Source organism: Halonotius sp. F2-221B (assembly GCF_046719765.1).
Lineage (GTDB): Archaea > Halobacteriota > Halobacteria > Halobacteriales > Haloferacaceae > Halonotius.
Window position 1 is genome coordinate 39,322 of sequence record NZ_JABEBY010000013.1, and the last position, 25,834, is coordinate 65,155.

General features: G+C 49.5%; 20 protein-coding genes. 11 read left to right on the top strand and 9 right to left on the bottom strand.

Translation table 11 applies throughout. The features are described from left to right. Position 1 precedes the first annotated feature (1 nt). From HKK80_RS10640 to HKK80_RS10650, 3 genes are all read left to right on the top strand, one after another. On the top strand, positions 2-5,566 hold the full coding sequence (locus tag HKK80_RS10640) for a DEAD/DEAH box helicase (protein ID WP_411799576.1): 5,565 nt from the start codon (positions 2-4) through the stop codon (positions 5,564-5,566). Positions 5,567-5,649: 83 nt separating this feature from the next. After that, positions 5,650-7,590: a hypothetical protein gene (locus HKK80_RS10645; RefSeq protein WP_411799577.1), complete on the top strand. Its 1,941-nt coding sequence runs from the start codon at positions 5,650-5,652 to the stop codon at positions 7,588-7,590. A 233-nt stretch (positions 7,591-7,823) separates the two neighbouring features. Continuing rightward, entirely contained in the window at positions 7,824-8,066 is a 243-nt protein-coding gene (locus HKK80_RS10650) for a hypothetical protein (RefSeq protein ID WP_411799578.1), read from the top strand. A gap of 23 nt (positions 8,067-8,089) precedes the next feature. Here HKK80_RS10650 and HKK80_RS10655 read toward each other — a convergent pair whose 3' ends face one another. Then, positions 8,090-8,335, bottom strand: a complete 246-nt coding sequence (locus HKK80_RS10655; protein WP_411799579.1) for a hypothetical protein — start codon at positions 8,333-8,335, stop codon at positions 8,090-8,092. Between the two features lie 303 nt (positions 8,336-8,638). Then, entirely contained in the window at positions 8,639-8,866 is a 228-nt protein-coding gene (locus HKK80_RS10660) for a helix-turn-helix domain-containing protein (RefSeq protein WP_411799580.1), read from the bottom strand. A gap of 671 nt (positions 8,867-9,537) precedes the next feature. Between HKK80_RS10660 and HKK80_RS10665 the strand changes: the two genes are divergently transcribed. From HKK80_RS10665 to HKK80_RS10690, 6 genes are read left to right on the top strand one after another with little or no spacing between them, the layout of a single operon-like run. Continuing rightward, positions 9,538-10,317, top strand: a complete 780-nt coding sequence (locus tag HKK80_RS10665; protein WP_411799581.1) for a hypothetical protein — start codon at positions 9,538-9,540, stop codon at positions 10,315-10,317. Next, positions 10,317-10,574, top strand: a complete 258-nt coding sequence (locus tag HKK80_RS10670; RefSeq protein ID WP_411799582.1) for a hypothetical protein — start codon at positions 10,317-10,319, stop codon at positions 10,572-10,574. Before HKK80_RS10665 ends, HKK80_RS10670 begins: the two co-directional genes overlap by 1 nt. Beyond that, on the top strand, positions 10,571-11,743 hold the full coding sequence (locus HKK80_RS10675; RefSeq protein ID WP_411799583.1) for a ParB/RepB/Spo0J family partition protein: 1,173 nt from the start codon (positions 10,571-10,573) through the stop codon (positions 11,741-11,743). The genes HKK80_RS10670 and HKK80_RS10675 overlap by 4 nt, the downstream gene beginning before the upstream one ends. 1 nt (position 11,744) lies before the next feature. Continuing rightward, on the top strand, positions 11,745-12,671 hold the full coding sequence (locus tag HKK80_RS10680; RefSeq protein ID WP_411799584.1) for a ParB/RepB/Spo0J family partition protein: 927 nt from the start codon (positions 11,745-11,747) through the stop codon (positions 12,669-12,671). 51 nt (positions 12,672-12,722) lie between these two features. Next, positions 12,723-13,496, top strand: coding sequence for a hypothetical protein (locus HKK80_RS10685; protein WP_411799585.1), 774 nt, complete (start codon positions 12,723-12,725; stop codon positions 13,494-13,496). Next, complete coding sequence (locus HKK80_RS10690) at positions 13,493-14,428, top strand: recombinase family protein (protein WP_411799586.1); 936 nt, start codon at positions 13,493-13,495, stop codon at positions 14,426-14,428. Before HKK80_RS10685 ends, HKK80_RS10690 begins: the two co-directional genes overlap by 4 nt. A gap of 27 nt (positions 14,429-14,455) precedes the next feature. Here HKK80_RS10690 and HKK80_RS10695 read toward each other — a convergent pair whose 3' ends face one another. From HKK80_RS10695 to HKK80_RS10720, 6 genes are all read right to left on the bottom strand, one after another. Further along, the gene (locus HKK80_RS10695; RefSeq protein ID WP_411799587.1) at positions 14,456-16,015 is read right to left on the bottom strand and encodes a recombinase family protein; all 1,560 of its coding nucleotides are present in this window, start codon (positions 16,013-16,015) and stop codon (positions 14,456-14,458) included. A gap of 65 nt (positions 16,016-16,080) precedes the next feature. Further along, positions 16,081-17,202 (bottom strand): tyrosine-type recombinase/integrase, encoded by a 1,122-nt coding sequence (locus HKK80_RS10700; protein ID WP_411799588.1) that lies wholly within the window; start codon positions 17,200-17,202, stop codon positions 16,081-16,083. 1,582 nt (positions 17,203-18,784) lie between these two features. Next, a complete protein-coding gene (locus HKK80_RS10705; protein WP_411799589.1) occupies positions 18,785-19,225 on the bottom strand; it encodes a hypothetical protein in 441 nt (146 codons plus the stop codon). A 276-nt stretch (positions 19,226-19,501) separates the two neighbouring features. Further along, positions 19,502-20,647: an ABC transporter permease gene (locus HKK80_RS10710; protein WP_411799590.1), complete on the bottom strand. Its 1,146-nt coding sequence runs from the start codon at positions 20,645-20,647 to the stop codon at positions 19,502-19,504. Then, positions 20,644-21,309: an ABC transporter ATP-binding protein gene (locus tag HKK80_RS10715; protein WP_411799591.1), complete on the bottom strand. Its 666-nt coding sequence runs from the start codon at positions 21,307-21,309 to the stop codon at positions 20,644-20,646. The genes HKK80_RS10710 and HKK80_RS10715 overlap by 4 nt, the downstream gene beginning before the upstream one ends. Then, the gene (locus HKK80_RS10720) at positions 21,306-22,238 is read right to left on the bottom strand and encodes a hypothetical protein (protein ID WP_411799592.1); all 933 of its coding nucleotides are present in this window, start codon (positions 22,236-22,238) and stop codon (positions 21,306-21,308) included. The genes HKK80_RS10715 and HKK80_RS10720 overlap by 4 nt, the downstream gene beginning before the upstream one ends. A gap of 346 nt (positions 22,239-22,584) precedes the next feature. Between HKK80_RS10720 and HKK80_RS10725 the strand changes: the two genes are divergently transcribed. Continuing rightward, entirely contained in the window at positions 22,585-23,853 is a 1,269-nt protein-coding gene (locus tag HKK80_RS10725; RefSeq protein ID WP_411799593.1) for a helix-hairpin-helix domain-containing protein, read from the top strand. Then, entirely contained in the window at positions 23,850-24,821 is a 972-nt protein-coding gene (locus HKK80_RS10730) for a DNA-processing protein DprA (protein WP_411799594.1), read from the top strand. The genes HKK80_RS10725 and HKK80_RS10730 overlap by 4 nt, the downstream gene beginning before the upstream one ends. Positions 24,822-25,131: 310 nt before the next feature. On the opposite strand, the gene HKK80_RS10735 is transcribed toward HKK80_RS10730, so the two are convergent. Beyond that, a complete protein-coding gene (locus HKK80_RS10735; RefSeq protein WP_411799595.1) occupies positions 25,132-25,581 on the bottom strand; it encodes a hypothetical protein in 450 nt (149 codons plus the stop codon). Positions 25,582-25,834: the final 253 nt, after the last annotated feature.

Consider the following 25,834-nt stretch of genomic DNA (forward strand, 5'->3'; position numbering starts at 1 on the left):
CATGTCCACGTACAATCCAATCGAACTCGGCGAACACGCACAAGAGAGCTATGCCAAGTACCTCATCGGCAACAATCAACGGGGCTATCAGGGACTCCTAAATGATTTTAGTCACGACGACGACACGACCGCGGAGCAGGCGTTTATCCGGTCGAAAGGCCCCTACATTCAGGGCGTGCCTGCTGCACAGTGGAGTGACACTTCGTGGCGAACCTTTGCAGAAACCGTTGATGGCGAGTTCGCGCCGGGCGGACTCGAAGATCCACTCATCAAGGCCTTCGAAAAGCAAGGGTTCAGCAATCTTCAAGATCATCAAGAAGAAGCGATTCGGTGGCTCGCCGACGATAATCACGCGCTCATCTCCGCGAGCACCGGCCGTGGGAAGACCGAAGCTTGGTTCATCCCACTTCTCCAGTACGCACTGCGCGCCAAACAGGGGAATATCCCAGGACGCGCATCAAACAGCATCAAAGCAGTCCTCACGTATCCAACGAAAGCACTTGCACAGGATCAACTCAAGAGATTTATCGAGTATCTCTGGATCGTAAACCGGAAATCTGGGCTCGCAGATGATGAACACCTCACGATTGGTGTCTACGATGGAGATACTCCACGCCGTGGTGGATACACTGACGGAAAGAAGACCCACAAATACCTCGAGGATTCTTTTGAGTTCTTTGAGCTTCCTGACACAATCGCTGAGGAACTCGCAAGTAATGAAAGAGTACGCGAAACAGAATCTCCCCGGCTACACGTAAAAAAGGAAGGTAATGAGTATTTCCTCAAAACGCGACAGTCCTACGGTGGAGAATACCTCAAATTCGTCCACTTGACTCGTGATCGTATGGAAGAGAATCCGCCAGACATTCTTCTGACGAATCCCGATACAATCAATTACCGGCTGTTTAATATCAACGACGAACAATCACATAAGTTGTTCGTTGACCAGCCCAAATTCCTTGTCTTCGACGAAGTTCACACCTACGAAGGGCTATTCGGTGCGCACGTCTCTTCACTGGTTAAACGGCTCCGCCGCCTAAGACAGGCCCGCGAAATCGACGACCCACTTCGCCTCATCGCCTCCAGTGCTACAGTCGGCCAGAAAGAAGAGCTCTTCCAACGACTCTTCGGCGTTCCGCACGGTGATCCGTATAAAATCATTGAGGAAGATATCTCTATCGATACGCCGTCTCCACAAGGAACACTCCCCACATATGTAAAAAACGGGAGTATCGATGCATCGGAACTTCAAGCCGATATCAACCGCTGGTACAACGGTGAACCCATCCAGACCTATTCCTGGATTTCCGAACTTGGTGTTTCCCCCAGGGACTGCCGGAGCCCGGATGACGTACTTCGTACTGCAGCGACTTCGGGGACGATTCCATGGTTAACTCACCTGCACGAAGTCCTTCGAGATCCGACAGAATTTGATTCAATCACGGATGCCCCCCGGCCTACGGATTTTGTCGATTATATTGAATCTACGTACGACGTGGGGACAGGGGTAGCTGAAATGACAGCTCAGAACGTGCTTTCACTGTTCGAAGCCGGAGATTTCGAAGTTCGCGTGCATATGTTCAATTGGCCAGTTGATGGCTACTACAAGTGCCTCCACTGTCACAGTATCTACCCAAGTCCACAGTCATGCGATTGTAACGAATCCGAGGGACACTCCTCATTTGTCACGAAGATCCGGCTCTGCAACAATTGTGGCGAGCAATTGTTCGAGGCATGGTATTGTCCTGACTGCGCTGATGTCCGTCCACTTCGGCAAGAAACAGAGGGAGAATACCTGTATGCGAACGAACCGGAGTGCACCCACGAAAACCACGGTGACCTGACACGCGTATACTTCACCCCAGAATACGAGTGTGAATCCTGTGGTCAGCGAACCATCCCAAGTGAAAGCCTCGGCTCCTGTGAGATTTGTGATGGACTGTTGACTCGAACCGAGAATGGAATCGCTTGCAAAAACCCAGAGTGTTCAAATACGGTCACACAAACAGATCCTGCCTGCGGTAACTGTGGCGGCGATATAATTGCTGAAGACGATCTCTCACTAGAATGTGATAATCCAGACTGTGAAAAGCACGGTCAGGATCAGTTTGGTACTGAATGTTCGGTTTGTGAGGAGAGGCTCATTCCACGACTTGTTCTGCCGTGGGTCTGCACGGATGAGGCACACAGTGAACGTCACAACCCGCATAAATTGAAATCTGGGTGCTCCTGTGGCCGAAATACGTTCGTACTGTCCGCATATGTTGATACACAGGAAGCTGACTACTGCACGGAATGTAACGCAAACCGGAACGATGTGTATTACCTCCCAGGATCAGGATGTACGAAGCACGACGACGACGCCATTGAGCGCATCCACAAGTCGTTCAACCTGCGTGCAGCGTACCGCGACCAAGACGGCAACATTCGGCTGCAGACGCCATCTACGGCGAAACATGCGCTTCCTTGCTATCATTCACATCGTGACTATGATCACTTGATGAGATCCCCGACAAACACCGGCGTTACGATGAGCCAGTTCATACTGCGAAAGCTCGCTGACGAAAACGTCGATCAAAGCACTGGGAAGCTCATGTCGTTCGCAGACTCATATCATGATATGGAGCGGCTCGCGAACGACTTCGACGAACCTGAGAAACTGCTGTTCATTCAACAGCAGATGCTCCGATACGTCGAAGAAACAGATGAAACAACACTCGCAGACTTAATCGCCGAGACACGTGACCAAGCGCGAACATACTGGAATGATCTTGGTGCGTCCTCCGATATTATCGATGACGAAATTGGATTTATCGAGTGGACTGGCACGATTACTGGGGAGTTGCTACCCGGCTCGTACCGACTGTTCAATGGAGATTACGGTCGCACATATGGCCGAATGGTATCGAATGGTCTCCTCAATATCGACCTTGCGGAAACACCCGATCAATACGAGCATAAACAGGCCTGTGCGGAACTCTTCGAAAATAATCGAGTTACTCGCGAATCTTTGATGGAGACACTCCGCGAGGATCGTGCCGTCGACAACCCCACGGAAGTCATCGCTGATCTTCGGGCGAACAATCTTATTGAAGTTGACAACGATTCTGATCGCGTCCAGTTCAATCCAGAGAAAATCCTGGTTCGAGCCGTAAAACCAGGGCAGCCAATTCGATATAAGCCACAGAAAGACAAGTTTATCAGTGATGCTGCTGCCCGTGTCAAGGATTATCAAAAAGAAAATTTTGTTGACTTTGATATCCCCTATACGGAACGGACAACCCTCGAATCACCGCATTTCAACCGGGATGCTTACTGGGCAGCGACGACTAAGACACGGTTGCTTCTGAGTCAAGTATATAAAGGCGATCTTAAAGCCGATGAACGCCGCCGCATTGAACACGAATTCAAGCGGAACTCTGTTCCGAACTTCCTCTCGACCGGACCAGCGATGGAAATTGGGATTGACATCGGCGATCTCAATACTCTTCTTCTACTTGGTTCACCGCCGAACACGAACGCATATCTCCAACGTATCGGACGTGCTGGACGTTCTGAAGCGAAATCTCTTGTGACAACAATCAGTAAACGAAACCCGATCGACTTCTATTATCATAAAAAGCCAGAGAAGCTTATCAGTTCTGAGGAAAAACCAATTCCATTAGACCAGCACAACGAGCACGTGCTTCGCTCTGCACTCACGTGGGCAGTTATGGACTATATCGCAGCAAACTACCACATCCCCTGGAAGCGCGAAGAAAATATCGAGGCGTCGAAAATCACACCCCCAGTACCGTCAGAGTGGAACCGATTTAAGAAAGATTCCGCGCGCAGCGCGGCCCCAAGTGATCACCTTACATTCAATCAAGTGTATCACGCCGATGTAACGGAGACAAACAAAGGCCAAGTTTTGGCTGTGTTAGAGCAAGTTGCCCAATCCGATGAGGGAGTACGAGCGTGGCTCGAAGATCTTCTCGATTACGCCTACTGTCGAAACTGTGGTCATATCTACGATTCTGCAGTCAGTGGCACCTGCAAGAACTGTGAGGAGGACGCAGAGGTAAAAGTTGCAAAAGAGGAGTACAAAGAGCTAATTGATGAAGCACTCTCTGAGTTTGGCGAGCGATTAGTTCGGTTCGCTTACGAATATCATAACGATCTCGAAACCGAGCAAGAAAAGCTTGAGAAGAGACGGCAGGAACTTAGTGAAATAATCGCGGACTCGAACCAGGACACAGGCTTTGGTGATTTCACCACGGACGACGATGACGAAGAAGTTGAGGAAGCAACTCGGGAGCTTGAGACTGTCCGTAACGAGATTCAAACTGTTGACGAGTTGCTAAGCGAATACAATGAGATGAGTCTCTCAAACGTCCATGAACGGTCGCTACGTTCGGAATACACGCCGCAGCTACGAGCGTTTGGAGACTCAGTTGCTGTAACAAGATATCGTCGGAATCCGAAGACCGGAAAAATAAACGAAGAACAAGAATCAAGTTGGGATCGCAATGCTGCGATGGCACTGCGGGAACTCCATCCATACGCCTACAATCTCAAGAACAAACGCGGTTACGTCGTAACTCGGGTTCACGAGGACACCGAGAGCACCAAGGAACTCCGAGCAGAGATCGGGACACGTCTACGCTGTAGTAACTGTGGTACCGAAAAAGAATGGAATGGACAGTCTGCCTGTCCCTCCTGCGGTGCAACCGGTTCCGATGTTGACCAGGTTGAGCCGATTGCGCTCAAGCGTGTCGAACTGTCCGACAAGGAACGGAAGATTAGAAATCGCCGCGCAGAAGATATCTATCCACTTTCCAGCTACCATACGTCACCCCAGAACACGTTCGCGCACGTTACAACGCGGGTCTCAGATTTCGAAACTGAAGACAGCGTCATACTTACCGATTCCGACGGAACCCCAGTCGCTGAACTCACCCATGGCAGCATCGAAATCACCGAAACCGTTGATTCCTTCACGACTTCCTACAGTGACGGAGATAGCGATCCGAAAGAGCAAACTCTCACACTCTGCGGTGAGCGCCACTGCAACAGCGTAGTGTCAAAAAATACTGATGACGATCCAGTCTGCCTCCGTGATCCAGAACATAATAGATCTAAGCAGCGCGAAGTGATGGTCGGCCGGATGTTCCAAACCAAAGGCCTCCAAATTACGTCCGCGACTCCAGGATCCTTGACGGAACGGCAGCTCCATACGTTGACACATGGGTTTCGACTTGCACTCCAGCGAATCGGTGGCGTCGAAATTCGGTCTCTGCAAGAGTCGTTCGATTACGAGGAGGGCGATGAGGAGGCGTTCATCTTCGAGAGTACAGTCGGTGGAAATGGTGTGACCGACTTACTCTATAATGTTGAAAATGGCGAGCTAGTGGAACTAACAGATGCGCTTTCTGTCATGAAAGAAAACTTCAGTGAGTGTGAGTGCTCCTCGGGCTGTCCCGAATGCATTTTCCAGTACGGCTGTGACGAAGATAACAAAGACTACACGTTCGATAAGACCGGGTTACTCAATTTACTCGATGGACTTGATCCAAGGCACGGCTAGTCACCGCATCGGTTGCACATAAACCCACCCCTGTGTCTGGGCACCCGAATTTCAAGTGGTCTCGTCGCAAGTTATCCTTATTGATGGATGTGGAGATTCCAGCGGCCTTCGACGAGTTTGATGATTACGACCTCTGGGGAGTTTCTCCAGAGACGCTTCTTCTCGCGAATGCCGGGATGCATACGAATTCATCTCATGCTGAGTCCGCTCTTCGACGCGCCTATGATATTGAAGTCGTCCGTACGAACTTCGATTTAGACTGGGAAACGTATCGTGACTTCCTTGAGACGGTCTGTACAGCATGGTTCGAAGAACCCATCGGGGAGGCCGCAGTCTGTGCAGACGCAGAGACCGCACAACAGTACGTGGTTGGGGCAGCGTATCAGACCTCTGGGGCTGTGATGCGTTGTCTACGCCAAGGCGTCGATCAACTTCGCCAAACAGACGAGGGGGAGTCCATTGTAGTGCCAGCACGTGATCTGAGATCCATCGCCGATGAATCTGCAATCCGTCTCCTTCGTGCTCTGGGAGTGGTTCGACGAACGACTCAGGGTTATGAATACGACACCGGTGTTCTGGAAGCACTCCGGATAGGTGCAGATTATTCGCGTCCAGAGGCTGCATGGGTGCTTACTGAACGCCTCCGAATTCGTCTGGGCGTTGAGTCTGCTGCGGTCAGCGAAGCACTTCTGGCGTCCGCTAACTTCTCTCTTCCCAGCGAACGACCTTCTATATCCGAGGCAAGTCTACCCCTATGCCTTACCCGGTCTGATTTGTCCGAATTCGTCACCACCCTATTGAGTGAGGACTTCACGGCAAGAATTCAGGAACTGCAGGAATCTTTCGGTGCCAAGCGAAGCCGAATGGTGCAAGCACTCCAATTTGGCATGGGGAGTGACTCGGTGACGCCCGTAGAGTGGCCCATACCTGAGGCTGCTGCCGTCGTTTGCGCAACGGCAAGCCAACAAAACCGTCCCGTAGTCGTCGACTACCTCGTTGGACAACTCAAGAAAGACCAGTTCACGATTCATTCGACACTCCGCGATGCCGGTCTCGAAGTGATGCTTGAAAACGGCCTCCTTGAGTTCGAGGAGGCATATAGTGCTCCCTCATCTGCCGAGAAGCCTGTTACTGAATATCGTCAGTGGATCACTGGACAGCTTTCAGATCTTAATACGAAAGCTCAAGGTCTATCTGAACTCAAACACCGACTCTCTGAAGGTTGGACTCGGCAGCGACAGGCACTGATGGAATCCATTATCCATCGACTCGATAATTTCCGAGTCAGTCCAACAACGTTCGTCTTCTCAATGTTAGATCCGAATTATCTAGACGACTATCAGGTCGACCAGTACGTCGGTGATAGTGCACTCCTGAGTGACGAAGTGCGACAAATCAAGAACTGGCGTGACGAACAGCCTGAGGATGCGGAGACCTTCAGTAATATAGTCTCTGAGGTATGTCACTATCCGCTCCAAGATGATGAGACGGAGTCAGTCCTCAGGATCATGTCACCCTGGATGAACTTCGCGGTTCAGGATTATACCTCCACCTTCCGCCATCTCTTGGAGCATGACGTTACAATTCGGCTCCTCTTCAGACTGCCAAGTCCGCGTGGTTGGAATAACCTCAAACAGAATCTCCTGACCCGACTTGGTGACACCGAAGGAAATCTAGAATTACGCACATACACACGATTTAAAGAATTCCACGATCATACTGAAATCAAAGAAATAAAACAAAACGACGAAAAATATATTGGTGAAACCGGGATCCACGCGAAACTATTCATCGCGGGGACTCCTGAGGATGGATCCGTGGTTGCTGGGAGCGCAAATCTGATGGAAAATAGCTTCTTCTATAACCCGGAGGCAGGCCTCCAAACCCACGATCCAAACGTTCTCGAAACCACGATCAACTATTACGATTTTATTTGGAGACTTTCAGAGCCTGATCGAATTGACGAGTCGGCCTTCACGTCTAAAACGAACTTTAGTTTTTATCCGAAGGTATACCGCCCTTAATAAAAATTCTGTGAGAATCAACAAATATCACCAGAATACATTTCACTGATTATCAAAATTCATATAAATTGCTTAGTTTTGTACGTTTAATTAGACTCCTGAGATAGGCGGTAGCAAAAACAGATAATGCCGATCACGTGTTTCCTTGACGCCAATGTACAAAGCTAACTTCCCAATCCGAATCGACACAATACAAGTAACTGTTCGCAAATTAAATTATATATCATCAGATTATGACTTCGAATGAGACAACCGATTACAGTGCGGGTGACAGAGTTCGGATCGATATTCCCGATGAGACTGATCCTGATCACGACCGATATCATGGCGAGCATGGACAGATCGTGGATATCTTAGAGGACGAAGCGGGCACGGTCACCGGTGACGACCGAGATTCAATCATCTACCGGGTACAGTTCAGCACCGGTGAGGAGCTAGATCTTCGTCACCAATCAATCCGCCCGCCGATTCAGTAACCACCCTGTTCTGCCAGCTGAGCCTACTCGATTTCCTCAAAATCCTCATCTTCGGTGACGAATAACTGGCTGTTAACATCATACAGATAGCCCCGGCTCAACAGTCGATCAATCGCGTATTCGGCATCAGCCTCTGCATAATCTGCTTCGAGTAGTCGCTCGTGTGCATCACTGCGTGTGATACCGTTTTCAGGGTCAATTGTCTCTAGAAGAACCTCATAGGCACTCTCAGCGACAGCACCGAGTGGCCTCTCATCTCTGTCGTACATCTGTTTTGTGCGTATTGCTTCTCAGTCGAGAGCTAAACGCCTATGGACATTCGCTCTGAGAAAAGCTGGTCGGGGCGATTGCTGATCGAGTTGCTCACCGAGTGTTACATCTCTATAACGGGGAGTGTTGTGGTGTTGATTTCAGGCGTCAAGCAACTTCTTGGCATAGTAGCTCGCGTTACGAGACTCTGGCAATCCTGACTTTTATACAACTTGACGGTTCTCTCTTCTCGTTGGGATCTGCTATGATGGCCTAAATAGGGTATGCTACACGTTATTGCGGGAGTGTGCGAGAAGAGCTCGTTATTCAGTAAGAACCCATAATAGCGTGTTTCCCACTTTTTGTGATTCCAATAGCCCCTCCTCTTCTAGCTCTTGAAGCCGTTTATAAGCCGTATCGTGTGCGCATCCAACAGCATCAGCTATTTCACCAGTTCCAAGCATCTGGTCTGAGGCTTGAATCGTTTCGAGAAATGCTTCTCTAGGGTATTTTCCGGTATATCGACCTGTTTTGTCATCTCTCTTCCCCATTAGATAACACCAGTAGTTCCATTCGGATTAGTCCTGACGGTACCAAGCCACCCATTATGAGAAGTCCGAAAGGCTTTTACCACTATGAGTTATCATTATGGATAGAGCCCGCGCCACTGTGGGAAAATACGATGCAGAATATCCCCCGGTGTAGGCGCACCGGAGGCAGGGTCTCTAGCGTTGACACCCATGAAAACAACAATCCCAACCGAACAAGAGAGTGTCGCTGAAGAGCTACGAGAACAAGCAAAGAAACTACACCTACTAACACTCGCAGAGTCTACGCCGACTTGCCACGTTTGTGAGAGACATATAACAGAAGGTCAAGGTATACTCCTATACCTGAAACAATCTGCAGATGAGCGCAAATACAATATCGCTCAATTGCGTTGTACAGAGCACTATGCCGGAATAGACGAATTGTTCGAAATCGGAACCCGTGAGCTCGTCGTCGAAGGTCGTGTTGGTCAGTGTCGTGATCAAGCCACTCAGACTTCTTGGACAGTACTTATCGCCCCTGTTATCAGGGAGCTATCAAAGAAGAATTTCGACCATGCAGAAGGAGTCTACCTAGATAAACAACCTACGGATCCTGAAGATACGTTTGCTGGATTCAAACCGAGTGTTCCTGGAATGACGGAACCCTCGCGGCCACCAGCGGGAGGTGGACGATGAACGCTACTCTTGATGAGGAAACCCAGTTATCCCGGACCTTTCGGATTCCATCACTACTGACCAATTCATTCCGCGCAGTGTTGGATCATTACGATGGACAAATCGTTCGGATCCAAGCTAATGGTAGTGTTACTACGACCAACCAGACCCTGGTAGATGAGCTTCGAGAGTACGGAGTAGTCCGTGAACAAGAGACGAACCATCGGCTCCAGATTGATTACACACAATTGGGTGGGGATGAGAGTGGAGCACCTGACAACCCACTCGATGATGAGGCCATTGAGGCCATCTGTGAGGAGCTTACCACGCTGGACACGGATGAGATCTCTGTCGAGCCAGACCTGTCTGTGACCTCAATGACAGTTCGGGTTACAGATGATCGTCTGGCCGAGGTAACACCAGCACAAACATCGGAGTTTGATCTCCAGTTTGTGGCTGACCCTGCTGAAGAAGCTGTCCGGGAAGCAACCCGGCGGCGAAACAGCGAGCGGGGCCTCTACACTGATCTCGGGTTTAATGTCAAGAATCTAAATCTGCGGTCAGTTGTCGAGACAGCCACGCTGTACACCGAACAATCCGATGGCAGATATATGAGCTGGCAGGGGCCAGAAGATATCCGGCCCAAGTTGTCGGAACAACTGGTAATCCGCATCAATCAGCACATCCTGCCAGAGGAGTACGGCACACTCAAACCGTACCAAGTCACCGATGATCAGGTTCTGGACATTGCCAATGATGACTTTGACGACCTCGATAGTGAGGGAGGTGAGCGGTGATGGTAGCCACACAGTTCTCTATCGACGCTGATGATGGCTTCTACGTCTTCGTCGGTGATACGGTCACTGTGTATGAGACCTACGAAGCTGCCGTCACAGAGGTGCAGGAGAAGCTCTCAGCAGATGCGGACAGCTTCGTCGCTAAGGTGACCATCGAGAACAATGGCACTGACGACGAAGTTGCGATCAATCTCGAACAGGTTGGCTGGCAGCAGATCATCCGCGACATGGCTGACGAAGAGGTGGTTGGCGTATGATACAGCAAGCAGAGGTTCCAGTGCAAGATTTGATCGTCGATCCATTCCAATCACGAGACAAGGCTTGGACTGGCGATGAACTTGATCGTCGGTTAGCCGATTCCATCAAGGATGATGGAATGATGCACGATATTCTGGTCAGACCTATCGACGATGTCGATGTTGATCTGGGGGCAACTTCAACAACAGAGACATCCGACACCGTCGACGCTGACTCAGATGGCAACACCGACCACAAATACGCGATTATCACCGGTTCCAGACGGTATCATGCAGCTATCGAAGTTGGCCAAGAGACGGTCTCTTGCAAAATACTGTCTGCAAACGACATAGAAGCGGCCTGGAGGTCACTATCAGAGAACACAGAGCGACGTGACCTCTCCGAACAAGAGATCGCCAGCCAACTCAATCTCATCTATGAATTGGTTCGGCCACTGTCGGACACAGAGCAGCAGGCTGATACAGAAAACGGCGATTTAGATCTCCAGCAAGACCGCTTCGATAGCGAAGAAGAAGCACTGGAGTACATTGCTGAGCGGTTCTACGGTCGAACAGACAATAATGCGATTGAGTTGGTACAGGGCCATCTTCGGACAGCAAAACTTCCACCTGAAATACAGGCCTTGTTCAAAGACTCCGATGAGCGATCATTCACGGAGCGAGACGCGCTTGAAAACTACGGGATCGATTCACGAACCACTCTCGGGTCTGGTGAAGGTAAGTCCGGCACGTCTAGAGAGGTCGTCGCGCTCCACGACACACTGGAAGAGCAATTAGACGGTGACAGTCTGGATGCAACTGATGCCGTGTTAGACGCTGTTGGATCGTTGCGGTTCGACGCCATGTCGGAACAAGAACTGCGTCGTTCCCTGCGAGAGTTTCGTCAAGAGGTTTCGACCGCGCTGGACAGTACGTCACCAGAATCTGGTCAACAGGCCTTTCGAGAGACACTACAGGAGCATACAGAAACACTCCGTGAACTCCACGAAGAGGTCGAACCACAGCGACCGTTCAAGAAAATCGACCTCTTAGGCCCAGATACGCAACGCCACAGTCGGTGGCACGTACAGGCCATGCGGGATCGCGGAGTGAGTTCTCACAGTGAACTCGTGCGCGAACTCTACATGGAGCGGTTAGAACTGCTTGCAGACAACCGGGGGTGGAGCTGATATGGCTCAAAGCACTGTGAACCGTCCCCCAGAGGAATCGTTGCCGGATACCTACGACGCACTGATACCGATTGAGCAGTTGATTCACGGCGAGCATAATCCACGCCGTGTCGAGCCGACTCCAGAGCTCATCGAATCTGTGGCTAATGATGGCCTCGCCTATCCACTGATTGTTCGGTCGGATAGCGAGCAAGAGGTCTACCACATCACAAATGGTTGGCAGCGGTACCAAGCAGCGACTCAAAACGGGTGGGAGCAGCTTCCTGTAAACATCCATGACTCAATAGTAGCTGCCCTTACGGCGACAGAACCAGAGGCACTCACCCGTGACTGGACAACGTATGATTGGGCACAGTATTGTCAGTCACTGGCCAGTGAGCTCGACACAGAAACAGATTCAACATACGGCGTTGCTGCAACCGTCGCCGAGCGCATCACGCGATCACCTAGTGCTGTCCAGCAGTATCTTGAGGTTTTGTCGCTGCCTGAAGAAATCCATCCACTGCTGTCTGGTGGGCCGACTGGCACAGATCAGGACTGGGCCGCGCTGAAAAATCACAATCCAGATGTTCGGCAATACAGCGGCCTTCGATGGGATGTCGCACAAGAGATCACACGAAACGAAGCAGTGAGTACTGACCGTCAAATCGGCATTGCAGCGATTGCTGTTACCTTCCGAGATGCCGATAGGGCTATCGAGTTCGTCAAACTGGCACTCGAAAATCCAGAAACACGACTCGAAGTAGTACGGAAACAGGTCGAGTTCGGAGCAGCACATCCACAGTACTTGGAGCTTCCCGAGGCCGTTCGTATATCGGATGCAGAAAAGCAAGCCATCATGGACTACTGCCGACGAACGCAGCAGTCACTCTCCGAATTAATCGAGCAGTGGGTCAAGGAGATTGCTACGGTCGAAGACTCCCCATGATAGCTAAGAAACCATCCCAGCAGGCCAGCCGTATTCGGGAGGTGAAGACCGGTGGCTGAAACAGTAGGCGAACAGCAAGCCTGTCCAGTCTGCGATACTGCTGGAATAGCAGACGATGCCTATCGGTTCGACGGCATGTGTACAGCCTGTGGCTTCGTGATCCACGATTCAGCTGAGAATGATGTGAAACCCGACTGGGTACGGTCGGATGAAGCAACAACCAACTCTGAGCAAGACTCATGGAACGAGTTCTGTCGGATCACCAATGCCACCGAAGAACAACTGGCAGCCGCATTCGAGACCATCGAAGACTTCGCCGATCAATTACCACTCCCGGCTGACATTCGTGAGACCGCGGCACAGGTCTATGCATCAGCATTCAATGCCGAATTAACAGACGGTCGAGCGACTGAGAGTATGATTGCCGCCTGCGTACGTGCGGGTTCAATCCAGGCAGACAAGCCGATTCCAACCCGCCGTCTCACTGGGCTAAAGCCAGTCTCCGATGGGACGTTCAGAGGCTGCTATCGTGACCTCGAAGGAGAAATTGATCTCCCAGCAGCAGGAGTCTCACCTGAGTCGTATCTGTGGTTCTTTGACCAGGCTTTGTCTGTTAACGAATCGACAATAGATCGCACGCGTGAGGAGCTCCAATCGATCAACGGTGCCAATACACTGATTGGCAAAGATCCAGCAGGTATCGCTGCCGCCACCCTCTATCGCGCGGGAGAGACGATCACCCAGCAGACTGTTGCTGAGGCAGCTGGCGTTTCGACAGAGACGATCCGGCTTCGAGCTGCAGATATCAGGGAGGTCGTTGAATGATCGACGGGACACACATCCGAGAGCGTGTAACTAATCACGCCGATGACCGCTCGCTTCGGACAGCGGTCTACGCTCGCACATCAGATACGACTCGTGAAGAGGGCTATTCACTAGATGGACAAGTTCGAAAATGTCTCGATCATTGCGAGAAACTCGGCTGGACGGTCGGGTTCATTTATCGAGACGAATCGATCAGCGGTGCGGATACCGACCGGCCCATGTTTCAGCAGATGATCGATCTGGCTAAACAGAATGCGTTCGATGTGATCGTTTTCTGGAAGCTAGATCGATTTTCGCGCAGCCTCATCCATGCAGTCCAGCTCGAATCGGAACTGCGTGAATTTGACGTGTATCTCTACAGCGTCACCGAGCAGATCGATACCACATCTCCGACAGGCCGATTCAACTTCCGTAATTTGGCGAGCGCAGCCGAATTCGAGCGGGATATGATCAAACAACGAACTCAACTCGGCATCAACTCGCAGGCTGAGGAACACAAATGGGCTAATCAGAATGCACCGCTTGGCTACGATCTCACTGACGATCAACGGCTCCAGATTAACGAGCAGGAAGCGCAGCTCATTCGCCGGATCTTTGACGCCTATATCGATGCTAGATCTATGCCAACTGTGGCCGAGCAACTCAACGATGCCGGGCTCGTCACTGCTGATGGCGGTAGTTGGACACCGCGAGCCGTCGGTGACATCCTCCGCAACGAGATTTATCGAGGATGGTACGAACTTGGTGACGTTGCCGAGCACGTTCCCGAGTATCAGATTATCGACGACGACACCTTCGAGGAGGTCACCGACATACGGATGCGATTTCAGCAGGACAACGTCAACCGACCATCGATGCCAACATCTCGAAAAGAGAAAATCACCGCAGCGATGGTGGAGACGTATCTAACGTATCTCGATAGCTGCCGCTAACGGTCGTGGCGGTCTTCGGAGAATACGTTATTCGTCGTCGTTTTCCGTTTCTTCGTCGTCGATATCCGATTCTTCCTCGTCGCTATCTTCGGCGTCTCGGTTTCTGATTGCGGCGGCTGCTTCGGCTACCGAATCGTAAACCGATTCCGCGCTTTCAAGGATCTCTCGGATGAGATCCATTTTTTCCGCCTCATGCTGCTTCGGCCATTTTCGGTAGTAATCAGATGGATCTTCAGTCTCCTCACAGGATGGACACATGTATCGATGAGTCGTAATATCGAATTTACCGCCGAGGCCTACCTGTCCGGCTTTTACCATTGGCTCTCCACAGTAATGGATCAATCTGGCCGGGGCTGATGCCTCAACCGTCGGGAAAAGGCCAAACTCATCAACGAAGTCAGTCAACCTATACGGCTCTTCATCGGAATCATCAGTCTGATTTTTTCGTTCGATGATGGCTTGCGCCTCGTCAAACGTTGCCTCACTGACCGAGTCACCGTCTTCGGTTTCCAACAGGTTCAGTTCTGGATCATCAACGACGTTGTCATCGAACGAGGTGTCTTCAATCCATTCCTCAGGAATCTGTGGCTTACCAATGTAAGCTTCCTGTTGCAGCACGGTTTTGACTCGGTGGCCATTGAGAGTGTCTGAGTCAAATTTTGATTCGATATGACGTCTAGTTTCCGCGTAGACTTCACATTCCGTGAATTTGCGGAATATTTCTCTAACGACCTTTTTCTCATCTGGGTCGACGGTCAACCATCCATCATCAGTTTCAGTATATCCCAATGGTACCCTCGGTGACGAACACTTCCAATTATTTTTCTCAAGGAATCTGCGAACTCGTTCCTTCTTGGCCTTGGTTATGCGAAGGTCGTTTTGTATCTCTGCCATCAACGACATCAGTGTCGTATGCATTAGACCTTCATTTTCACCAACATCTTGTTCGCCGCTTGGAGTTACCAATGTGACGCCACATTCACTCTGCAGTACCGAGATGAAATATAGCGTTTCAGCAGCATTGCGACCAACACGATCTACCTTTTCCACCAAGAGATGGTCGGTATCCGTTTTTTGTGCCGTTCTGAAGAGGTGCTTGATTCCCTCACGGTCAAAGTTCTGACCGGTTTTTGCCTTATCGATGAACGGGTCATGAGGAAGACGGATACCACGCTTGTCAGCCACCTTCCTTAGTTGCTTAATTTGGCCCTCAATGCTACCTGAGTCAACATTGTCATCGTCATTGTCATCGTTATCGTCGCTGTCCTCGTCGTCTTCGGTCTGTCCTTCACTGCTTACCCGAGCATAGATAACCCCGACCGGTCGGTCGTCTTCATCTACCGTGTCAGACCCATCAGTATCATCACCGTCGTCATCACCATCTTCGGTGTCATCAGATTTGTCAGGATCACCCGTCTCTGGTTTTTTAGGAGGTGTCGTGTCTGCGGTTTTATTAGCGAAGCTAGTCAGATCCTTTTGATCATCATTAGATCCATTTTCGTTGGTGGCTGAGTCTAAGCTGAAATCTATATACGCCTTTAACCCTTGGCCCAAATTTGATAAATAACCTAGGGAACGCCGGCTCAACACTGAGCGTATGCTAGACCTTTTATGTGATTTGGGCCAAGAACCGCGGAATCTGAATGACTCTATCATAGGTACCGACCCCCGTTATCCCGCTCATCACGAGCTTGTTCGAGGATTTGTCGACGCAGTTCACGTTTCTCATCGTCATCACGTTCGTCGTAATGTTTGTCAATGACTGGCTCACTGGCGTCGCACCGTTCTGTGAGAACGTCAATTGGAACTCCCTGATTTCGTTTTTCAGTAATGTACGTATGTCTTAGCGCATATGGTGGCTTGCTTGAGGGACACTCATATGCATGGTTCACCTTCTGGGCAGCGTCACAATCTTGGATATCTCTACCATGAGGACACTCATTTGTGACGATACATGGGCAGCTGTATTGGTAGACTGCCTTCCGGATCGAGATCTTCGACAACCGACCTTGGTGAGATGTCAGTAACGGCTTTCGACCAGTCTCAGTTTTTCCATCAATTCGTTTATGATTGATGTAATCCTTGATTATCTGGGCAACACGGTCTGATATTGCAATAGTCGTCTCACCATTCTCACCATTTTTCAGTTGGGTGTTTTCGCGGTGGACGACCTCGATATATGGAGCATCATTGTCAACGTATGCATCTTCCACATCCAATGCGTAAATGTCGCTGGGTCTCCGACCTGTCTCGGTTTTTAGACACCAAATAACGTGATTTCTCGAAGCGTACTCGTACGTATCGAGATGCTTCAGAATCTGATTTACACGGTCTGGATCCATCTGTATATCTCTGACGCCATCACCGACATTTAGCGAAGGAATATCGACTTTTTTACTCAGATTTCTGTCAACCGCTTCAATCTCGGCTAAGTACCGACACATGTCTCGCAATATATACATGTCATCTCTCAGAGTTTTATTCGTCAATTCTCTCCCATTGGGCGCTGTGTTCTCTCGCCGGTATTTTGCGTAATCCTTCAGGTCACGGCCACTGAGGTTATTTAGATTCTGAATATCGTTTCGGTCACAGTAATCAAGGAAATGATCAAGTTTTCTGCTGTATTCCTCAACCGTCTGTGAGCGTATCTCTCCCGTCTTGGATTCAAGATATTGCTCGACACCATCTTCAGGAGAGAGCGGTTCAAGCGTCTGTTTATGTGATTCTATCATCTGTTGCATCTCCTCGGGGAGGTCTTCAAGAGCGATGCTCATGCAGACCACCTCAGAGATGGCGAAATTGGCTGTTGATGTGTCTGTGCGTCTGTATTCGGGTTAATTATCACTTTCATGTTGCTATGAGTTATTTCGGAATTAGCTGTCAAGCGATACTATCGGTCGATGGCTGGCGAGCGAAACTTCCTAAACCAGCCACCAATTTTATTCAAAAAATTATCATGTTGGAGGGGATTCCAACTAAGATGCTGCGGTAGGTTCTTAATCTGACAGATTGGTATCGGTCTGAATTTCGTCTGTGTTTGAAGACTGTCTCTGTAAGCTGGGGAGGAGGTTATGGTAATGATCTCATGCTTGGTCATCAATCGGGCAATATTGGCATACACCAACCGTCGAGGGGGCTGTAGTTATTGTATTCAAACAAAGGATATGCTGACTTCGTTAGGTGGGCTTCCAGCAACGGCGAGACATGCGATAGGGCCTGGGATAGCTTTCGTAATAGTCAAAAATATTATGCGGAATCTATGGGCGAAATTTAATTGATTGATTAACCCACATGGGGGGAGTATAATTTTCAAATCTGACCAGAAATGCTTCTGGGGGTGAGATACCAAACTTACCATATGCGGGGTAAACCGATCTTATACAGGCGCGAGAGGGAGAGAAAGACGAGTGAGTTGGAGACAAGCGGGAGAAGAGGAAGCTAGTGAGAACTGCCACCGGCGGACAGTGGTGGCGGTGTTGCCTCGGTAAATTTGGCTGTTTCTTTTAGCGGTGATCGCGGATGCCAAGATTTGACGATATCTATAGTCTTCTGATCTTCGTGTAATATAGGCGAATCCACGGATAGATCTGACTTGGTAACAGTTGTCACACTATCAACCATCTGTTCCAGTCGATTGAAATCTACCGTCGTCAGTAGCAGATGCTGAATCGGTGAATTAAGCGATTATGTAAGTATTAAAATTTAACCGTCAAGATTTTTGATTTCGGCAATAGCTGAGGGGCAATCTTCCGCCGACACGACAGTGACGCTACTCATAATCGTCGCCCATGCTGGTGACAGATATCTAAAAAATTACTCGTCCAGTGATTGATTCGTCCGGACAGATCTACGAACCACGAAAACTGTTACCGCTAGTCAAAATACCATCTCAATTTTTGACGAGCCCAAATATTATACTCGGCTCTTACCGAAGACAGTGAAACAGCGGTATCTGTCTCAAGATGGGGACGTCGAGCAATGACCGATACAGAGACTCAATTCATCAATGAGCATTGTCTGAGCTATCTCTTTTGAAGATTAAAGACTATGAGATTATTCTTATTTCCGGGTGGTTAAAATGGTAATTTGTTCGTTAAAATACGGGATATATACAAACAAAAGAGGGAATAAATCAAAAATAATGCTATAATTGTAGCTCCGATCCCGTATATATACGAAGTTCCCGTTTGAGAAATGGAAACTCCCATCTCCCAGATTTGTCCCATTCCTATTATTAGAATTGGTGATAGAACAATTGAAACCGTAATATAAATTATCCATTCTATCAGTGATTCTGGAGAGATCCTAGACATTCTATAACTTTATCCTGCAAACAAACATATTTGTAAGATTAATTCATCCAGTAGGGAACCTTTTGACAATCTCGTCTTTTATATCTTCAGGTATTCCACTGAGAAATATTTCCTCTTCCTCTGGATCCATTGCTATTCCTTCGGGCCGTAACTGTAGGAATGTTAGTTCTTCTTTATGACCGGTGGAACGAGTCTCTATTTCAAAACCTGATGGTTTGAGATCTACCTTGTATTCACCACCTTTCTGTTGTCCAATTATATCGATAAAGCACCGACTTCGATCAAGATGAACCAACGGTTCTTGTGAAACTTTATACACGCAATCGTGATCTCTTTTTTCAGTTTTCCATTCAACTGTAACTGCAGAATATTCATCTATATCTTGAAAGAATCCGTCGATGATATCTACAACCTTTTTTTCAAAATCTCCTTCATCGATCACTTGGATTTCGTCTTTATTCCACGTTACCGCCATCCCAGTCATAAAATTATCAATTTCTCTCAGTCATAAATAATTTATTCTGCCTAAAAACTAGGTTAGTCCTTGGCAAGCAACTCAATATTCAAAGTAGTATTTTGAAAGATACGCGCTCTGCATTCAGCAGTTGGCGAATCATTTTATCCAGCTGTTGATGGATAGCTAAATGACCGATGCAGAGGATACAGTCAACGCAGAGGCTGCGATATTTTTTTCTTTGATTTCAACCCAACTGTTAGAACTTGCTTGCATGTCGATTCCGAACCCGAGTGTCCCCCAGTCTCAGTCACGAAGTGCCTCAACAGGGCGTTCATTTGCGGCTTTCCAGGCTGGATAGAGCCCGCTGAGTACACTCGCAAACACAGCGAACCCCATCCCGTACAATAGATATCTCGCGCTTTGCCACCTGAACGCATCGAGTGGACTCCCAATCAGGATCTCAAAGATCACGACCCCAATGGTCGCAGACACCATCACACCGAGAATACCACCGATCACCCCGAGGAAGGCAGCTTCTGTGAGAATCATCCGAAGCACTTCACCACGGCTGATGCCGACAGCCCGTAGAACGCCGATTTCGCCGCGCCGTTCAACGGTGCTCATCAACATCACGTTGAGAATGGCTACGCTGGCAACCACCAATGAGATTGAGCCGATCCCTAACAGCCCGAGCTGTAAGGTACCAAGAAAGGAGTCGACACTCTGCTGGACGGAAGCAAAGTTTCTGACGTTGACGATCTGCTCATCTTCGTCATTGAACCACGACTCAATATCAGTCGTCAAGCTATTTACCGACTGCTCAGAGGTGGTCAAGACAGTCACCGAATCATAGTGATCTTGCTCAGCCATCGCTGACATCGGGACGACGAGTTCACGTCGCGCCCCACCGAACCCCTGCGACGACGACAAAATCCCTTGAATACGGTATAGCTTGTCATTGTACGATACCGGATCGCCGATTTCTAAGCCGAGTCGCCTAGCCTCGGAATCGGTGAGCAACGCTCCTGATCGGAGACGATTTGAGACCTGTCCGCGGGTTACGTTGTACATCGCATCCGCCTTTGTCAGTGCGGTCACTCGAAGTCGTGTTTCAGCCCCGTTCCGGGCTGATAAAGTTGTGAAATTTGATTTTTCTGGGACAACCGTCGCATCGCCCGCGACTGTTTCAATATCATCAACTTGATCGGAAGTTATCCCATCATGAGAATTATCTGGCCCTGCAGAGACGGTGACCTCATTCGATAACCCTTGCAGATCTGCGGTGGCCTGCTGTTGGAGGGCGGCCGTCGCCATCCCTAACGAGGCGATTGCGACCACCCCAATGAGGATGCCGAGTGTCGCCAAGGCGGTTCGAACCCGATTACGACCCAGATTTCGCCAGGCCATCAACACACTCGGGAATCGACGCAAGAGGTGCTTACTCTTCATGTGTTGATCGTCCCATCCACCAGTTTAACGACGCGATCGGCATACCCTACCAACTGTTCATCATGGGTGACCGCAACGATAGCGATATCCTCGGTCTCTTTCAGTCTGGTCAACTCATCCAAGATCGTGGCTCCAGTGTCTTGATCTAAATTACCAGTTGGTTCATCGGCCAGTAACACATCGGGTTCGTTGATAAGGGCACGAGCGATGGCAACCCGCTGCCGCTGACCACCAGATAGCTGGGTCGGTTGATGAGATAATCGGTCGCTCAGTCCAACACGGCTCAGGAGATCAACGGCTCGGTCATGTTTATCCAGTTGTGGCTCCCACATTGTCGGGAGTTCGACGTTTTCGGTCGCTGTGAGCATCGGAAGAAGGTGGTAATCCTGGAAGACGAACCCGATCTCTGACCGCCGTTCTTCCGTTAACTCATCTGGGGAGCAATCCGTGACATCACGACCATTGAGTTGCACAGATCCCTCAGTCGGTGTGTCAAGCAAGCCGATCATATTGAGCAAGGTACTCTTTCCCGACCCAGACGGGCCGATGATCGTGACCATCTCGCCGTGGCTGGCCTGAAACGTCACCTCATCAAGAGCGGTGATCAGCTCCTCGCCGCTCTCGTATTGCTTGACCACATCCACAAGTTCGATTACACTCATTGTCTACGCCACAGCACCACCCCGAGGATGCTGATGACTACGAGGAGGGCTACACCACCTATGAGCAACATTGGTGGCCCGCCACCAGATGGTGGCCCGTTAGTCGCTGTTGCTTGGGCTTGCTGTGCTTGTTGGAGGCCGGATGAGGTATCTGTCACGGGTATCCGCTGGGTTTTGGTTACCCGTTCGTCGTCTCGGTTCTCACTGGTGGTGATGTAGGTGATTTCGACCGGCACTGAGTCTGTCCCATTGGCGATATCAGCGGTAAGTTCGAAGGTGCCAAATTCACTGGTCTCGATCCCGCCAACATAGTACTCGCCGTTTGGCGGTCTCGGCGAAACCAAATCTGTGTTCGGAATGCTCAGTAGTACTGAGTCTACGTCTGTTCCACCAATATTTGCGGCGTCACCTTCTATGGTAACGGTATTGCTACCAGATACAGAGTTACTTGTCAATCTTACATCACCACGGAGATCGGAGTCTGTCACGTCGATGTAAATTGGTTTTTTATAAGTATGAATTGAATCTTCACCTTCTTGTGAGACAGTTATTTCAACATAGAAGTGCTTCTGACCAGAACTATCAAATTTCAATGAGAACGGAATTGTTAACGAGCCACCAGGGGCAATAGCACCTACGTCTTCCGATTGTCGATATGTGTCTAATGCACTGCCACCCTTACGCACATATACGTACCGTACTACCACATTTTTGTCATTATTATTTTCAAGATTAGATATTTCTGTGTTGATAGTAACACGTTCACCGGGCATCGGTTCTTCAACATCTGCCGATGTCTCAATTTGAACGGGTGGTGCCGAGGCGGCAGCTGATTGGATACTTATCAACAGAATGATTGTGATTACGCCAACCGAAAAAATGACTCGCAGCTTTGTTTTCGTTGATAAGCGCAGACTGGACAGGGTCATCTTTAGTAATAGGATTCGCCAATAGTACTATTGGAGGGTCGTTCATCAGCCGATTTTTTTGTCATACAGCTACAAAGCGCTCTCAAACATAAAGCCCTGTAAGCAGTGTTTCACAGATAGAAATAGGTAGAAACACGCCGTTGTGTAAGCAACTGAAGTGAGAATTGCTGCATACGCGGGCTGTATTCATCGCTCGGCGGATCATTCCATTCAGTGGTTGATAGGTAACCAAGTGACCGATACAGAGCATCAGTTCAGCACGGTGACCATGTTCCATGAATGATTAAATGAATTAGTCGTTTAATTACATTATAAGTGGGTTGCCTGTTAACTTCTGTAACAAATAATGGAAAAAATTGCTTCACGACTCTACTATGCCGGAATCAGGGAGGAAGTTCCAAGTCAAGAAATATCGAAGCTAAATAGATTCGATGGCGATGCTGACGCTATCGCATATACACTACGGGCACGCTACGACGATTCGGTACACTGCGAGGTTTTTGAGATTCCAGGCGTTGATCTTGTTCGTGGTCATTTTCTGTTGCGAAACGGATATAATACGGTTGAGAAAATCGCCGCATTATCAGAACACGAATTAAAGCAAATGAAATATCTTGATGAAAATTCAGCATCTAAGATACTTGACGGTGCCCGTCGGCTGTCTCCCGAACGACTCCCTAATGATGCAGAGTGTCAGTATGTATATCTCGATTCAAATATCAGTAAAGACTCATTTCGCTCTCGTTTAGCTGATCTTACGGTGGATTCAGACACTCTATGCCTCATTATAGATGGACATAACACGTCTATCTCAGAGGAAACAATCCGGCAAAATGCCGAATCACTGGCACGCTCAATACAGATTCGTGACCACCGCCGACACAAATTAGAGGCAGATCTTGAGGAACTTGAGTGTACCGCGGCAGATTTCACATACAGTGTTCTTAACCAGTCAGGTTCTATTCCATCATGGCTAACTGGCACTCATTATTTTCGAACTGTTGAGCCTATAAGCAAGTACGAGAACTATGAGTCACTCTATGTTATTGCGCTCTATCTATACCAACCAGTGACAAAAAATCCAGACCAGCGGTCGCTGCGCCTCTATCGGTTTGCCAAGTGTAATGAAGACGACAAAGGAATTCCAAAGGCAGTCACTGATATGATTTGCCGGCGGTTCCTCCGGGCAGCAGATGATTACGACATCGTGGTTCCATTCCCTAGCCACGACGGTGGATATTCCAAACCAATTGAACTCACAGGGGCGGTAATCGAAAAATCCACGCCGCTCTCGTACAGGCGACTCCTTACCCGTGAAGAAAATATTACTCAACAAAAAGAACTTGAGTCAAAACCCGCGCGCTGGACCAACGCATCAGACTCGATCAGCGTAAATATCGACATAAATAACGCATCCATAATTCTCCTTGATGACATCTGTACGAGTGGGGCGTCACTAACTACTGCCGCGCACGAACTCCGGCAGGCCGGTGCTGAAGAAGTGGTTGGAATGGTCTATGGTCTAAACACGGGATGGGGGGATATAACCGAGATTAAGGGACCAGGCGCAACAATCACCCATATCAAACAACTAGATGAGGACAAGTTGCGATGACAACGTCGAATAAAACCATTGCTAAGGCGGTCGCACTCACCGAAATCTCCGGGATCGCGGACAGCAGGGCAAAGAAACTCATCCAAGATTTCGGGAGTCCAGAGGCCGTCTACGACGCATCGCTGGCGGAATTTTCTGAGTATCACTACATTGACGAGTCAACTTACGACGCGCTCCAATCACACGAAGCGACCATCAATCAGATCCTCTCAGAACTTAACCGCTGCCGTCAGAACGGCATTGATCTTATACCAATTTTTGACGAGCAATATCCCGACCGGCTCAAAGCCGTTTCTGGACCATTACTATTGTATGCTCAAGGAAATACAGCACTCCTTTCAAGAGATAATAGTGTCGGGTTCACAGGAACACGAGAAGCTAGTGAAGAAGCAATTGACTGGACGCAGACCGTAGCAGCCGAATTAGCCGCCGAAGACCGTGTCATTATTAGTGGTGGGGCGACCGGCATCGACACCGCTGCACACAGTGGGGCATTAGACGCAGCAGGCGAGACAATATCCATCCTCGGCACCGGCATCAATGTCCCATTTCCAGAAGAAAACGAACAACTCTTTGAGCGTATCGTCGACAACAACGGCTTGCTACTTGCACAGCGGCGGATAGACGCTGGCCCGTCCCGATCAGGATTTCTCAACCGAAATGCGACCCTTACCGGACTAAGCCATGCAGTAATAGTCGTCGCTACAGACGGGAGCGGCGGAACTATGTCAACATACAGCGATGCCAAGTCCCAAGAACGACTAATCTTTTGTCCAGACCCGGAACTTGAACTCGAACCTGTTGCCGGCATCAAGCAGATAGCCGCAGAAGAAGCGATCCCGATTCGCAGATATGAAGAGGTACTGGCAAACCAAGATTGTGAAAAGTCCTCCACGGCCATCAATAACACGAATAACGTTTCGCCCGATACGGGTAGCGGGCAAAGCTCTATCGACGACTTCAGTTAGTGACGACCTGCATACCAACCACTCGGTACCGACGACATCTCTGAGCGAGAGCTATGAATGCTGTATATGCGCTGTTCTTGCACGCTAATTAGTCACAATATAGCTTATATGATTGTTGCCGATTCCCCGGCATTGTAAGCAGATTACACTCGGTACGCGGGGTGTCGGCGGCGGCGTGATCGCCACTCTCACCGTCGCGACAGTTGAGTCATTAGATCGGTTCGGGTAGTCGAAGTCGTGTTCACCGGCATGCCTGACGGCGATCCGCCACGCTCACGATATCAAGTGAGGCGAGGCAGTATACATTACGTTAGTTTCCATGGAACAACGTCCATATGATGGTTCCACCAATTGCTACTGCGGCGTGGGCAAGAATAGTAATGTGCAACGGCACCACACTGACTACCAGTATCAGCCAAATCAGATCCGGAACTGATCCAGCCACTATACCAGCGAGGATGAACGATACGACCCCAAGAAGAAAGCCGACGGCTGTTAGTGTTTCGACGGCTCGGGTACCCCCGTAGACTATCGACCGGAGGTTCCACTCCGTCCTGGCCGGAAACTCCGAGTGTCGGATTTCACTGTTGGCGTGGCTCACCAGCGTTGCTGCCAAGACGATGGCGGAAAGCAGACTTCCAGCCATGAAGACAGCCCCAATGCCAAGTATCGTTGTGTCTCCCTCTAACGCCACGAAAATGCCAAACGACAGAAACGGGGTTGCGATAATAGCGAGCGCGGTTGCCGCCGTCGCAAACATAGTTTCGAGATGGAACGGGTGTTCGGTCAGCCATCCCCGCAAGCGACTAACTCGTGACTCGGGGCGGGAGTGGTCACCGTCCGGTGAGTCAGCAACAGTCGATGACATCTGAGATTTCACTACGTTGCAACTGTGGCCGTATCGGATAACTGCCACCGACGTGTTTCACGCCTCGAAACAGCGGCATCTGTCTCAAAATTGGGTAATTGGGCTGTGCAACATATAGAGATTCTGTCTTGCGTAAGCCATATTA